This window comes from Agrobacterium rosae (assembly GCF_002915175.1).
In the GTDB taxonomy this organism is placed as follows: domain Bacteria; phylum Pseudomonadota; class Alphaproteobacteria; order Rhizobiales; family Rhizobiaceae; genus Agrobacterium; species Agrobacterium rosae.
The window spans coordinates 150,895-164,454 of record NZ_NXEJ01000012.1 but is presented as its reverse complement, the minus strand read 5'-3'; the positions used below and the strand labels follow the sequence as shown (position 1 = coordinate 164,454).

Sequence of the window (13,560 nt, the reverse complement as noted above, 5' to 3'; positions counted from 1 at the left end):
AAAGTAGGTTTCATCACAAGCTAAAAACCTAAGCCAAGGGTGGTTTTGATGAAAGATGTTTGAACTTTGGGTCGAACTAGTGCCTCCGCCTCCCACGTCAGCGTCGCGTCCCGAGGGCGGTTGCGGGGAAATTTCAATGACAGACGTCATTCCCAAAAAAGAGACTGAGGACGATACGGAGCCAAGGCAATAACGCCGAGTGCGTGGAGACTGCCGACAAGGCCGCGTGAATTCGCAAACCGGGACAAGATATCGCTGGGAAGGCTTGGGGATAGTGTGTCGCGCTGAATGCACCCTGGGACAAGCCAACGTTTAAAACCGTTTTCATAAGCTCGTTGACTAAAGCCTCTGCTCAGTAAGTCGGTGAAACGCGCTGAACTTCTAATACGCTTGTTGCAATCAAACACGCAGGAGGATTGTCCGTTGCTTCTCGATGTCATGAACAATCGTTCTCGGATTGTACCAATTTTACAGTCGGAAGCCGCGGAATGCGGGCTTGCATGCCTAGCTATGGTGGCTTCGCATCACGGCCATCTCGTGACAATGTCCGAACTGAGAAGACGCCATGCGGTATCGGCCAAAGGAACCACCCTCAAGAGTCTGATTTCCATTGCTGACGACCTTGCCTTTACCGGTCGGGCATTGAAGGTAGAAATGGACGGCTTGGGCCAGTTGAAGACTCCTTGCATCCTTCACTGGGATATGTCGCACTACGTCGTTCTCAGTCGTGCCAACAGGAAATGGATCAAAATACACGATCCAGCGAGTGGATACAGACATCTTACCCTAACTGAAGCATCTGCACATTTCACTGGAGTTGCGCTGGAACTCACACCGGCAGCTTCATTTCAAAAACGCCAAAAAGTCGAACGGGTGCACCTGACGGATTTGTGGTCAAGGAGCGCTGGGTTTATTCCAAGCCTTGTTCAAATCCTCCTTCTTACTGCTTCGCTTCAGTTTTTTGCTCTTGTGTCACCTCTGATCAATCAATTGATCGTCGATGAAGCGATCGCGAAAGGCGATTTCAGCCTCCTGAACATTATCGTCATAGGTGCCGGCCTCTTATTGTTGATCCAAGGCGCAACCACATTGCTGCGTGGTTATGTTCAGATGCACTTCAGCACCCTTTTGACGTTCCAGATGCGTGGTAATTTGCTTCGTCACGCTTTGCGTTTGCCAGTGCCTTGGTTCGAGAAGCGTCGCCTCGGCGACATTTTATCTCGATTTAATTCCCTCCAACCTGTTGAGGATCTTTTAACGGGTGGCTTGGTTTCAGGTATTCTGGACGGGCTGATGGCAATCCTCACCCTCGCGGTCATGCTCGTCTATGCGCCCTATCTTGCACTTGTGGTGTTGGCCTCACTAGCAGTCGTCATTTGCACAAGGTTGATCACATTTCCTTGGTTGCGCAATCTCACCAACGAAGGGATTCAATATCAAGCAAGAGTTGACAGTGTTTTCCTGGAAACCATCCGCGGCGCACGGGCTTTCAAGCTCTTTGGCCGAGAACTGGAACGACACGGGGTATGGCAGAATGCCTATGTTGCCAGTCTCAACAATAATGTGCGCCTTCAAAAAATCGGCCTAAAAGGCACGGCCGGGCTGTCGATTGTCACAGGCGGAGAACTGCTTTTGGTGTTCTATCTCGGTGCGAGCGCGATCATCCGAGGTGAGATGACGCTCGGCATGTTGCTGGCCTTCCTGTCCTATCGTGGCCAATTCAGCAGCGCTGCGCTGTCATTCGTAGAACAGTGCTTCCAGTTTCGCATGACGGGACTGCATCTCGAGCGATTGTCTGACGCGGTGCACCAAGATGCGGAGCCTGGTATCGAGGCCGGTTCGCACGCACTTCGCCCTGTAGTGGGCGGGCTTAGCATAAGGAATCTCTCATTCCGATACGCCGAGCGCGAAGCCTGGGTGCTGAAGAATGTTTCGCTGGACATCACGGCGGGTCAATCAGTGGTGTTTGTCGGACCTTCCGGTGGTGGAAAATCGACACTACTGAAGGTGTTGATGGGGCTTTATCCGCCGTGTGAAGGCGAGATATTGGTTGATAGTCTGACCTTCAATGCTGTGGGTATGAGAACTTATCGGGCGCAAATTGGCGTCGTGATGCAAGATGACCAGCTTTTTGCGGGCACGATTGCGGATAATATCGCCTTCTTCGATCCAGAGATGGATATGGCGCAGGTCGAATATGTAGCGCGCAAGGTCGATCTCCACCAAGAAATCGAACGTATGCCGATGGGCTATATGACACTGGTTGGAGACCTGGGCACAACATTGTCGGGCGGGCAGCAGCAGCGCGCGCTTCTGGCGAGAGCTCTCTACAAAAGACCCAAAATCCTTTTCCTTGATGAAGGGACAGCCAATCTCGATCTTCTGTCCGAACGTCGCGTTATGCAGTCTCTCAAGGGACTCGGTATAACCCAGATCATGGTCGCCCATCGCCCTGGCGCTATTGAAGGGGCGTCCCGTATCTTCACCATCGAGGCAGGCGAGGTTCGCGAATTGCACCGCGAAATCTCAGCGCATCCATTGCAGGTGGTGCCATGAGCAACACGCTGTTTAGACCCGAAGCAATTGAACATCGTCGCAGGTTGCGTGGTGAGGTGATGATTGCACAGCCCGTGAGTTACGGTTTGATGACGGCGGTGCTGTTTGTCTTCGTCGTCGTCGGAGGTTCGTATCTGATGACCGGTACCTACGCACGAAAGGAGACGGTCCAGGGATATGTCGCGCCAACCGGTGGCCTGGCACAATTATATGCCACAAAAGGAGGCGTCATTTCCAAGGTCCTGGTCCGTGAAGGCGACCTGGTCACTCAAGGTCAGCCGATGGTAGAGCTTTCGCTGGAGACAACCGGTGCTCAAGGGAAGGTAGGCGAAGAGCTGCGCTTGCAGATCGTGTCTCGCATCCAGTCCCTCGATATACAAATTGAAGCGGCCGAAGCACGCTTTGATGAAGAGCGTCGTCGACTGGCTGCAAGACTTCACGGTCTTGCCGAAGAGCTTGCCTCGCAAACCCGCCGGCTCTTGTCGGAACGCGAACTCAAGGATCTCCAAACGCGAGATGTAGAACGCTACGCCAGCCTCCAAGTGGGGGGCAGCGGCACAAAGTTTGAATTGTCGCGCCTGCAGCAGCAGATTCTATCGCAGAAAAGTGTAATTTACGAACTGGAGCGCCAACATGCACAGCGCCAGGGTGATCTGGATGACATGCAGTCGCAAATGACAAGTCTACCCGCTGAGCAGAACGATAAGCTCGCCCAGTTGCATGGGCTTCGCAGCGAACTTCAGCAGTCACTAGCTCAGCTTCAGATTGATCGCGCTTACGTCGTCGTTGCACCCGTTGCCGGTAGGGTTGCTGCTCTGCAGGCGCAGCCTGGTCAGACGGCCGTGGCTCAGTCCCCCTTGGCAGCACTTGTTCCGGCGGGAAGTTCTCTTGAGGCAAATCTGCTTTTGCCGTCACGAGCCGGCGGTCTGGTCCAGATCGGCCAGGACGTCAGGCTCAGGATTGACGCCTTTCCCTACCAACGCTTTGGAGTGATTGTCGGCCACGTCGCCCAAGTTTCGCGCTCGACCTATCGCGAAGGCGAATTATTGGCTCCAATCTCATTCGAAGATCCCGTCTACCGGGTCACCGTCAGCCTCGATCGTACCAGCGTTTCCGCCTACGGCGAGGAGCGCCAACTGACGCCCGGTATGACACTCATCGGCGATATCATTACAGATCGCCGACACTTCACCGACTGGATCACGGATCCGCTAAAAGCCATAGCCAGTCGGTGAATCCAGCAAAGGGAACGACCTTCCTGGTCTGACCTACGACTAACCAACCCAAAGGAGACTAACATGAGCAAGATGATTGAAATCAACAGCGATATGCTCGATCTCGTGAGCGGCGGTGCCACGACCGTCGCTTCCACGGTTACCATTGGTGCTGATGGCGCTGTCACCGGGAACTACTCGTTCGGTAGCCGCTCGGGAAGCTTCTCGGCAAAATTGCCGGCCGAAGTCGTACAGAAGGCGGGAACGTTTTCTTTTAGCAATAAGTCTGGTTCTTTCAGCTTTGAGAACTCGTTTGCTAGCTAGATCTAGCTGACCAAACTGAGCCTGGCGGATAAGATCTAGCCGCCAGGCCCCCCCTTCCGGGACCTTCGCATCTTACCCGTCATGAACTCAGAGTCTTTTCCCACCGACATTTCTCGCGATGGAGGCTTGGTAATGCTAAGCGGGGTGATAGCGAGGCATTGCTGACAAGGGATGAGTTTCTCGCTATACCGGTGCCAGCTACAAGGTTCGGTCATGCCAACAGTTCAGGTGGCACCGTTGTCGGTAGGCCTGAGTGGTGACGTCGATTGAAGAGCATCTGTTAGACGCTCTTCACACAAAGTAACTATCAATCGAGTCTACATCCCGTCCGAAATTGCAATCTTATTGAACACCTTGCCTCTATGTCGACTTGTTTTCGACATCGCAAGGTTACGTGGCGAGCGCATAAGCTCTCCAAACAAAGGAGACGAGTATGTCGCAAACCGAGTTGACGCTTCAAGAAGTTCTCAATGACCCGCTGATTCTTCAAGTCATGCAAGCAGATGGAATATCCACCTGTCAATTGCTGAGTTTGCTTGGTGAAGCGCGTGATCGTCACGGGAACACCAACAACCGCGACATCCGGGGATCGCCCATGACTGCATCGGCCACCAAAACTGGTCTAGCACCAAAGAAAGTCAAGACCACATTGCAACATAACATAATGTGAAAAGACACTCTGCAACAAGTGCTTAGGCCATAATCGTTCTCGAACAGGGCTAGACCGTCGCGGGTTGCCTGTTCCGCCATTCAACACAGGAACGATCACATGAAATTTAAAATTTTTGCGCTTGCAGCGCTCGCAGTGTCTTCTGCAGCACCGGTTGTTGCAGCAGATATTGTCTATGAGCAGCCTTCGGCTCCAAATGAGCAGCAGGTTTCCTCCTCGTATGATTGGTCTGGCTTCTATCTCGGCGCGCAGGGCGGATACAGTTGGAACCAGGCGGCATTATTTGGCTCTGACGTGGATCTCGACAGTGGCTCAGCAGGCGCGCATGCTGGGTACAATTTTCAACATGGAAATATCGTTTTTGGTATCGAGAACGACTTCAACTACAATTTTGAAGAGAACAGCGGCGCTAACATCGAGTGGGACGCCTCCGGCCGCGGTCGTGTTGGCTATGCTTGGGACCGAACTTTATTCTTCGCTACAGGCGGTATCGCTGCGGCGGGTGTTAAGGTCGATGTTCCTGGCTCGAACAAGAAAGACGATATTCTGATTGGATGGACAGCCGGCGGCGGTGTCGAGCATGCCTTCACGGATAATATTCTTGTGCGCGGCGAATATCGGTACTCTGACTTCGGCAACAAAGACTTTGGGTCGGCGATTGGTGAAATCGGAGCAACCCAACATAAGGTCATGGTAGGCGCGAGCTACAAGTTTTGACAATCCGGCTTCCGATTTCCTCCAGTCTCGGAGGCCGGTAAAATGGCGGATTGTTGGTCACTGCAAAGCATCAGAGCTTGTGGAAGATCAACAATCGACTGCCTTCGAAGCTTGGCAGGCCTGACGACGGTGGTCTCGTGGGTGCACGGTGCGCTGTCATCAAAAAAACCAGTCATCAGACGCCCATGCAAAATATGCGGCCGTCCTCCAGCCGTTTCGGCGAGCATTCCTGCATCTCCGGTGTCCTCGACCGGGGACTTCTGATCCTCAGCCTGTTCAACGTTCAACATAGAGCGCAGCCAGATGCACCTGCGCGAGATCTCGGAAATATCCGGTCTCGACAAGGCGACGACACTCAGGGCGCTGTAATCACTGTCGAATTGTGGATTTCTGTAACGGCATGCTGATGGCAGCTATTCCCCTGCGGCTGGCGGCAATCTCCAAGGCGACCTCCAATCTGGTCAACCGGATTGCCGAGCCGCTCAACCGGACCAGCGATCATCCATCAGGTCAAGGCCTTCTACATTCGCACCGAGGGCAATCATCTTTGTGTGGTGCGCAGCCGCGTCAATCGCAACCACAGCTGTTTCGTTGATGTCGGCGTGTCGGTATCCTTGTCGCATGGCGGTTCCGCGGCCAGCGTGCTGCAGGCCTATTCGGAGCCCGACAATCCGCTCTTCCAAGATGTTCGCGAGAACGGATATTCCATTACTCGCGGCGAGCGATTGCGGCACTACGCCTCAATATCGATCCCGTTATTCGATGCCGACAGGACATTTCTTGGCGCTTTGACAATCAGCGCCTTGAGCGTCGACGCGACCAACGAGGATTTTTTTGGCTTCGCTGATTTACTCCTAGAGAGGTTCAACGATCCGGGTTTACGGCGAGGTTTGTCATCCGGCTTCCAAGATTGACCCCTTTCGGCGGAAGGATGACCCCTTGTGCTACGTAATATGAACCTGATGTGTATCAATTTTTGCTGTCCAGCCGGGTTCATCTTTTCGCACCTGCGGCGGGGTCAAATGGCTCGCCGAAACACAGCCTTGAGCCGTACGCCGTCGGCAAGGACTGTCGCACGCCTCATGACCATCGGGCGCGACGATCTTTCCAAGTCTCAGACCGTTACGGTTGCCGCGATTGAAGGCGGAGTGCCTCAACTCATCGAAGCCCGGGAAGTGGTCGCCGCTTTCCAAGCCATGATCCGCAAGAAATCTCTTGCCGATCTCGAACCGTGGTTGGAACGCGCTCGATCAAGCCTGGTAGCAGCCTTCGCCAATGGTGTTGCCAAAGATTGGGCGGCTGTCAGTGCCGCGATCAGTTCGCCGTGGTCGAACGGACAGACAGAGGGGCAAATCACAAAGCTCAAGCTTGTAAAACGCCAAATGTACGGTCGAAGAAAAATTGACCTCCTTCAGGCCCGCGTCATCGGCGTCGGATAGCCACTGACCACCAAAATTGTGTCAGAGCCAATATTCCATGCCGAGACACATTTTCTTAAGCCACTCATAAATACTTCGCTTAATAATGTCACCGATCAAAACGTTGCTGACCCTCGACTATTGAATTCGATGCTCGGAGTGAGGAGATCCCCCGTGATCATATCGCTACGTTTTGCGGACCATGGCCGGCCTGCGCTTCGTGAAGTGCGTGATAACGACCGCCAATGGCTTGGAGCAGATTGTGATGCGTTCCCTCCTCGACGATTCGTCCACCTTCGACAACGACGATCCTATCGGCATTGGTGATCGTTGCCAGCCGATGGGCGATGACCAGCGTTGTGCGACCGTTGGAAAGTTCCGCAAGAGACTGCTGAATAGCCCGTTCAATCTCGCCGTCAAGCGCTGAAGTTGCCTCATCGAGGATCAAAATTGGCGGATTCTTCAGGAAGATACGTGCAATGGCGAGCCTTTGCTTTTGCCCGCCGGACAGCTTGACGCCGCGCTCGCCTATGATTGTGTCGAGCCCGTCGGACAATGCTGAGATGACATCGTCCAGGCGGGCAAGGCGAGCCGCTTCGATAATCTCCTCCTCAGAGGCGTCTAGGCGACCGTAGGCAATGTTGTCTCGGACCGTGCCGGCGAACAGGAAAACGTCTTGCTGGACAATGCCAATGTTTGAGCGAAGCGCGTTGAGTGTAATATCCCTGATATCGATGCCATCAATACTTATTGTGCCATCCGTCACCTCATAGAAACGCGGAAGCAGAGCGCATATCGTTGTCTTGCCGGCGCCGGAGGGCCCGACAAAGGCCACCGTCTCGCCAACCTCTATCGACAGGTTGAGGCCGACAACGATTGGCGAGCTCTTTTGATAACCAAAGTGGACATCCCGATACTCAATCCGCCCAATCAGCCGTGGGATCGCGCGTGCGCCGGGTCGATCCTCAACATCGGGCTGCCGATCCAGAAACTCAACATAGCGTTGGAAACCAGCAATTCCCTTCGGATAGGTCTCGATGATCGAGTTGATCTTATCAACCGGGCGGAAGAATACACCAATCAGAAGCAGGAAACCGACGAACCCTCCGGCGGTGAGTTCACCCCGTGTTACGTACCAGGCACCGACGAGCATCACGACTACCTGGACAAAGCGCATAGAAAGATAGGAAAGCGACATCGAAGCCGCCATGATCCTGTAGGCACGAAGCTTGGTCGTCAAATAATTGAGGTTGTTCTGCGCAAACAAAGCCCGCTCGTGCTCCTCGTTGGCAAAGGCCTGAACGACGCGGATGCCACCAATATTCTCCTCGATCCGAGCATTGAACTCACCCACCCGACCGTAAAGCGCGTGCCAGGTGGCCATCATGCGTTTGCCGTAAACCGTTGTAACAACTGCCGTTAAGGGGACGATCAGTGCCGTTAGAACAGCAAGTGGCACATGGACCGAAAGCATAAGCGCGAAAGCGCCAATCAGTGTCATGATTGCGATGAACAGATCCTCGGGTCCGTGATGAGCGACTTCTCCGATCTCTTCCAGGTCCTTCGTCAACCGAGCCACCAGATGCCCGGTCTTGTGTTCGTCGAAAAAGCTGAATGAGAGCGTTTGAAGATGATCGAAAGCCTTACGTCGCATCTCTGTCTCTATCTTCAGCCCAAGCATATGGCCCCAATAGGTGACAATGACCTGCAACCCGGCATTGACCAGATATATGACCATTAGCCCGGCAACGGAGAGCACGATCAGTCCCAACTGATTGGTCGGTAGCAGTTTGTCGATGAACAGGGTGACCGCGACCGGAAAGGCGAGCTCCAGTACCCCGGCGAGGACCGCACTACCGAAATCGAGAGCAAACAGACCGCGATGCGGTCGGTAATAGGTCGCGAACCGCTTGATGAGCTCAGTCACGACGGGCCACCTTTGGCTGGCGGCCTCGCGGCACGATCATCGGTGCGCCGCAGATAGGATCGGGCATGACAAGACAAGGGAGGTCGAATATGGCTTCGACCAGATCAGCTGTGACGATGTCTGTCGGTTTGCCAGTGGCGATAATCGCACCGTCCCTCATGGTGATCAGATGAGATGCGTAACGACAGGCATGGTTGAGATCGTGCAACACCGCAACAATGGTGCGACCCTCTGAATTCAGATCAGATAGAAGTTCAAGCAACTCGATCTGATGAGAGATGTCGAGAAACGTCGTGGGCTCGTCAAGGAGAAGGATCGGCGTCTCCTGCGCCAGAACCATCGCAACCCAAACTCGCTGGCGTTGTCCGCCCGAGAGTTCATCGACCAGTCGGTCGGATAGGTCTGCCACATTGGTCGCCGCCATCGCCCTGACAACAGCTCCCTCATCATCGCGTGACCATTGACGCAGAAACGATTGGTGAGGATAGCGTCCACGCGCGACGAGGTCGGCGACAGTAATACCATCGGGTGCAAGCGCGGTTTGCGGCAAAAGTCCGAGACGACGCGCGACCGTTTTTGAATCAATGTCTGCAATGCTTTTTCCATCGAGAACGACCTGCCCGACCGAAGGCTTTAGAAGCCGGGATAGACTTCTGAGCAATGTCGACTTACCGCAGGCATTTGGTCCGACAATAACGGTGAACGATCCATTGGGGATTGACACCGACAAATCCCTTGAGATCGTTCGCGTGTCGTATCGCAGGGTAACAGTATCCGCGTACAAACGGCTATCGCTGAACAGAGTAATCATTTGTACCCCTCGCGTATGAGGAGCCACAGGAAGTACAGTCCGCCAATACTGACCGTCATCACACCGACAGGCAACTGGACCCCTAAAGCATGCTGCGCGGCCCAATCGGCCACCATCAGTAGCGATGCTCCCGTTAGACCAGCCGGGACAAGCGCGATACCTGCGGATCGCGACAGTCGGCGTGCAATCTGAGGCGCTGCCAGGGCGACGAAGGAAATTGGCCCAGCGGCTGCAGTCGCAATCGCAGTGAGTGTCACGCCAAGCACGATGAGAGAGAGCCTTACCCGCGTGGCATTCACACCGGCCGCTTGCGCCGCATCGTCGCCCAACTCCAACTGGCGCATCGGGCGAGACAGTATGGCGATAAAAGGTACTGTCAGAGAAAGCGTCAGCATAATCGGAAACGCCTGCTCGTATCCAAGACCGTTGAGAGACCCCGCTCCCCTGAAAGCAGCAGACAGCGCGACATTCAGATCAGCCTGTTTGATCATCCAACTGTTGAAGGCACCAAGCATTGCTGCGATGCCAATTCCAACGATGATCAACCGAAACCCTTGCACGCCCCGCCGGTAGGCAAGGAGATATACAGCGAGCGCCGTGACGATCCCGCCAATCACAGCGCCTATGGCGGTTTGATAGTACCCACCTGACAACAGGATGATGACTACCAAAGCCCCGGTGTAAGACCCCGCAGAAAAGCCGATCACGTCAGGAGAGCCCAGCGGGTTTCGCGTCAGCGATTGAAAAATCGCCCCACTTACACCGAGCGCACCGCCGAGCGTGAAGGCTATCAAGACACGCGGCAAACGCCATTCAGTAACGATCATTCTTGTGAATTCGTCACCGCCACCCATCAAAGCCGAAATCGCTTGGCTGGCGGAGACGGCGTATTTGCCGCTAACGAGCGAAATAATGCCGATGCCTAGCACAAGCCCCAGGATCAAACACACAACGATGATGGTGCGTGATCGGGCGCGAAACGAAATCCTGCCATCAACGATTCGCAATGCAAAACTGGACCCTTCAAAGCGTCTGCGTCGACGAGTAAATTCGTACGTCATTGGCTGCTTGCACCCTTTTTGCGGACGAGAAAGATCAGGACGGGCGCACCCACGAACGCGGTCACGATTCCAGCTTCGAGTTCTCCAGGGTGAAGAATAATCCTGCCGAGAATATCGGCGGACAAGAGAAGCACGGGCGACAGAAGTATTGTGAACACCATGATCCAGCGTTGGTCGGGACCAATCAGCCAACGAACGACGTGCGGAACCATTAGCCCTACGAATCCAATTGGACCCACCGCTGCCGTTGCCGCACCTGCCAGGAGCGTGACTGCGATCACGACGATCAAACGGGTTCGCAGGATATTGTTGCCCAGTAACCGAGCCATGTCGTCCCCAAGAGCCACGGCATTAAGTGATGGCGCGATGGCAATGGCAAGCACCAATCCCACACCGATGAAGGGAGCAGCGGTGCCAACAATGCTCATGTCGCGCGCAGCAATCGACCCGATTGCCCACATCCGCATTGCGCCAAATGCCTGAGGTTTAAGAAGCGTGATGGATGACTCAACACCACCCAGAAAGGCGGCCAAGGCGACACCGGTCAGAACCAACCGAACTGGGGTTGCGCCATATCGACCCGCCGCACCAAGACCATAAACGACGATGGTACTGACAACAGCGCCCGCAAAGGCGACCCATATGTAAAGATCAATCGAATGCCAGCCGAACACACCGACCGAAAGCGTGATGAAAAATGCCGCACCCGCATTGACGCCAAGAATGCCGGGGTCGGCAAGGGGGTTTCGCGTCATCGCCTGAATCAAAGCACCAGCGACGCCAAAAGCCGATCCGCACAAGAGGCCAAGGAGCGTCCGCGGGAGGCGATAGTCTCGGACAATGATCTGCGTGGCCGAACTCGCGTCGAAATTAAAAAAAGCACTCCATACATCGTCAAGAGCAACAGAACGCGTGCCGACAACAAAACTGAGGGTGGTTACCGTCAGCAAAGCCGCGAGGGCAAAAAGCATGCTTGATACTAGCCGGCCATGACCAACTGTACGCCGCGTCGTAGGCCATTGTTCTGTCTCGGTGAGAACTGTCTGTTGGTCGAGCGTTCTCACACTCTTGCCTGCCCTTCTATCCAGTAGCCAATGGCGTCGATACGCTCCTTGTCGAACCCCAGCGTGTCGCGAAAGTGCTTGCGGCTTTCGGAAACGGCTCGCGCCTCGCCCGCGATGTAGATAAAGCCGGGGCCAGCAGGCAGCTCTATGATCTTGCGCGCAAGGTCCGGCAGCTCTGTGTAGCCGGACCGATAGGGTCTTAAGCCATGACACGCATGCCATTCTATTGAGACGTCGGCGGCAGTTTCTATCTCTTGGCGATCAGCATCGGTGGGAATCTCGACATGGACAATGGTCTTGAACCCAGCAGGTAGCTCCTCAAGGATTCGTCCGATTGCAGGTAGACCGGTGATGTCGGACAGCATCAACAGCCATTCGCTACCTTTCGGAATCCAGAAACGACCTTCCGGATTGCAGATCCCAACCACGTCGCCAACCTTCGCCTCCATGGCCCATTGCGCAGCAACACCACCCGAATGCGCGACGAGATCAATGGTCATTTCACAACGATCGGCATCCCAGCGCCTAATCGTGTAGGGACGGTTTGGACAATCATCTGACCCATCAGGTCTACCCCATTTTCCGCTGTCCATGAGAACGGGCAACGTGACCGGTGTGTCCGCATCCGGACGCAGCGCTAGGCGTGTCCACTCGTCAGGGTGCCCTGAAGGTACCAGCCTTTCACCATTCTCGATCTTCAATATGACGCGGATCATGGACGGTGAGACATACTCCACCGAGATCGTCTCGCCGAAAAAGTAATCTCTGACATAGGGAGCATGATGGCCGTCATCATGATCGAATTGCGCCGAGGTCGCATATTTCATTATTTTTGCTCCAACTTGCGCGCTGCTTCCGCCAGTCGCGGTACAAATTTGGGAAAACCATAGGGGATGGAGAGAACGCTGAGTGCTGAGGTTGACCAGACTGAAACCGGGTCATCGAGAGCAACGTAGCCACCACGTTCAACGGCGCCGAGGGTCTGGAACAAGGGCTGCGCCTCTGCGGCCTGTCTTGCGCCATCACCGAACCACATGATGAGGAGGTCGGCGTCTATCGCCTGTATTTCTTCAAGCGAAATGCTGACCGACGTTTTGGAAGGGTTCGCTTTGGAGAAATCGGCCACCCGAGGCGAAACCGTCAAGCCAAGCACTGAGAGCGCCGCAACCCGAGGGTCCGAAGGAAGATAAACGACAATACTGTTGGAACCCCTGAAATAGGTCGCGAAGGTGAAGGTCTTTCCATGCAGTTCCGGATGGGTGGCACCAAGAGCCTGAAGATAGGCCGTTGTATTCTTCTGAAGCTGTTCGGCTTCCTCGTGCTTTCCGAGTGCACGCCCAACAATATCTGTTTGTTCCTTCCAGTCCGCCCGCCAGGGGCCAGAGCGATAAACAACGGTGGGTGCAATGGCTGAAAGCCTCCGCCACGCAACCTCGTCGACACCGGAGAGAACAGCAACGATGAGATCGGGTCGAAGTGCCGCAATCGCTTCGTAATCCGTCTCACCCTCAAAAAGTTGCGGAAGGGAACCGGAAAGCCGCTCCTCGTCCCACGGAAACATGCCGCTCGGAAAAAAGCCGTACCGGGTCATTGCCACTGGTATCTTGCCCAAAGCGATGACGACATCCTCCCCGCTCCATCCAAGCGTGACAATGCGTTGTGGCTTGGCCGGTATGGTCGTTGAACCCAGCGCATGCTTGATGGTGACTGGAAAAGGATCGTCCGCGTTCGCCATTGTGGCAAATGCGAACACAAGCATCGCGAATACTAAGAAAAGAAATTTCTGCATCTTCATTCC

12 protein-coding genes and 1 pseudogene are annotated in these 13,560 nt (G+C 54.6%); 7 read left to right on the top strand and 6 right to left on the bottom strand.

Annotated features, from left to right (window positions below):
* The first annotated feature begins 423 nt into the window (after positions 1-423).
* The 7 genes and pseudogenes from CPJ18_RS23520 to CPJ18_RS23485 form a co-directional block, all read left to right on the top strand.
* Positions 424-2,556 carry a peptidase domain-containing ABC transporter gene (locus CPJ18_RS23520; RefSeq protein WP_210251751.1) on the top strand — a complete coding sequence of 711 codons (2,133 nt, stop codon included), beginning with the start codon at positions 424-426 and terminating at the stop codon, positions 2,554-2,556.
* The gene (locus CPJ18_RS23515) at positions 2,553-3,791 is read left to right on the top strand and encodes an HlyD family secretion protein (protein ID WP_103660221.1); all 1,239 of its coding nucleotides are present in this window, start codon (positions 2,553-2,555) and stop codon (positions 3,789-3,791) included. Before CPJ18_RS23520 ends, CPJ18_RS23515 begins: the two co-directional genes overlap by 4 nt.
* Before the next feature lie 63 nt (positions 3,792-3,854).
* The gene (locus tag CPJ18_RS23510; protein WP_103660220.1) at positions 3,855-4,094 is read left to right on the top strand and encodes a flagellar hook protein; all 240 of its coding nucleotides are present in this window, start codon (positions 3,855-3,857) and stop codon (positions 4,092-4,094) included.
* A gap of 433 nt (positions 4,095-4,527) precedes the next feature.
* Positions 4,528-4,764: a hypothetical protein gene (locus CPJ18_RS23505; RefSeq protein ID WP_103660219.1), complete on the top strand. Its 237-nt coding sequence runs from the start codon at positions 4,528-4,530 to the stop codon at positions 4,762-4,764.
* 99 nt (positions 4,765-4,863) lie between these two features.
* Positions 4,864-5,481 (top strand): outer membrane protein, encoded by a 618-nt coding sequence (locus tag CPJ18_RS23500; protein ID WP_103660218.1) that lies wholly within the window; start codon positions 4,864-4,866, stop codon positions 5,479-5,481.
* Between the two features lie 551 nt (positions 5,482-6,032).
* Positions 6,033-6,395, top strand: a complete 363-nt coding sequence (locus tag CPJ18_RS23490) for an IclR family transcriptional regulator domain-containing protein (RefSeq protein WP_167397971.1) — start codon at positions 6,033-6,035, stop codon at positions 6,393-6,395.
* A gap of 129 nt (positions 6,396-6,524) precedes the next feature.
* Positions 6,525-6,920: pseudogene (locus tag CPJ18_RS23485) on the top strand (transposase); the annotation flags it as partial.
* A gap of 157 nt (positions 6,921-7,077) precedes the next feature.
* Here CPJ18_RS23485 and CPJ18_RS23480 read toward each other — a convergent pair.
* From CPJ18_RS23480 to CPJ18_RS23455, 6 genes are read right to left on the bottom strand one after another with little or no spacing between them, the layout of a single operon-like run.
* On the bottom strand, positions 7,078-8,826 hold the full coding sequence (locus tag CPJ18_RS23480; protein ID WP_103660215.1) for an ABC transporter ATP-binding protein: 1,749 nt from the start codon (positions 8,824-8,826) through the stop codon (positions 7,078-7,080).
* Complete coding sequence (locus CPJ18_RS23475) at positions 8,819-9,637, bottom strand: ABC transporter ATP-binding protein (RefSeq protein ID WP_103660214.1); 819 nt, start codon at positions 9,635-9,637, stop codon at positions 8,819-8,821. The genes CPJ18_RS23480 and CPJ18_RS23475 overlap by 8 nt, the downstream gene beginning before the upstream one ends.
* A complete protein-coding gene (locus CPJ18_RS23470) occupies positions 9,634-10,698 on the bottom strand; it encodes a FecCD family ABC transporter permease (RefSeq protein ID WP_103660213.1) in 1,065 nt (354 codons plus the stop codon). The genes CPJ18_RS23475 and CPJ18_RS23470 overlap by 4 nt, the downstream gene beginning before the upstream one ends.
* Positions 10,695-11,762 (bottom strand): FecCD family ABC transporter permease, encoded by a 1,068-nt coding sequence (locus tag CPJ18_RS23465; protein ID WP_245445476.1) that lies wholly within the window; start codon positions 11,760-11,762, stop codon positions 10,695-10,697. Before CPJ18_RS23465 ends, CPJ18_RS23470 begins: the two co-directional genes overlap by 4 nt.
* Complete coding sequence (locus CPJ18_RS23460) at positions 11,759-12,589, bottom strand: siderophore-interacting protein (protein WP_103660211.1); 831 nt, start codon at positions 12,587-12,589, stop codon at positions 11,759-11,761. The genes CPJ18_RS23465 and CPJ18_RS23460 overlap by 4 nt, the downstream gene beginning before the upstream one ends.
* On the bottom strand, positions 12,589-13,551 hold the full coding sequence (locus CPJ18_RS23455) for an iron-siderophore ABC transporter substrate-binding protein (RefSeq protein ID WP_245445475.1): 963 nt from the start codon (positions 13,549-13,551) through the stop codon (positions 12,589-12,591). Before CPJ18_RS23455 ends, CPJ18_RS23460 begins: the two co-directional genes overlap by 1 nt.
* Positions 13,552-13,560: the final 9 nt, after the last annotated feature.

Coding starts and splice junctions, on each gene's coding strand:
- CPJ18_RS23515 (WP_103660221.1), top strand. CDS start 2,553: ATGAGCAACACGCTGTTTAGACCCGAAGCAATTGAACATCGTCGCAGG.
- CPJ18_RS23510 (WP_103660220.1), top strand. CDS start 3,855: ATGAGCAAGATGATTGAAATCAACAGCGATATGCTCGATCTCGTGAGC.
- CPJ18_RS23505 (WP_103660219.1), top strand. CDS start 4,528: ATGTCGCAAACCGAGTTGACGCTTCAAGAAGTTCTCAATGACCCGCTG.
- CPJ18_RS23500 (WP_103660218.1), top strand. CDS start 4,864: ATGAAATTTAAAATTTTTGCGCTTGCAGCGCTCGCAGTGTCTTCTGCA.
- CPJ18_RS23475 (WP_103660214.1), bottom strand. CDS start 9,637: ATGATTACTCTGTTCAGCGATAGCCGTTTGTACGCGGATACTGTTACC.
- CPJ18_RS23470 (WP_103660213.1), bottom strand. CDS start 10,698: ATGACGTACGAATTTACTCGTCGACGCAGACGCTTTGAAGGGTCCAGT.
- CPJ18_RS23460 (WP_103660211.1), bottom strand. CDS start 12,589: ATGAAATATGCGACCTCGGCGCAATTCGATCATGATGACGGCCATCAT.
- CPJ18_RS23455 (WP_245445475.1), bottom strand. CDS start 13,551: ATGCAGAAATTTCTTTTCTTAGTATTCGCGATGCTTGTGTTCGCATTT.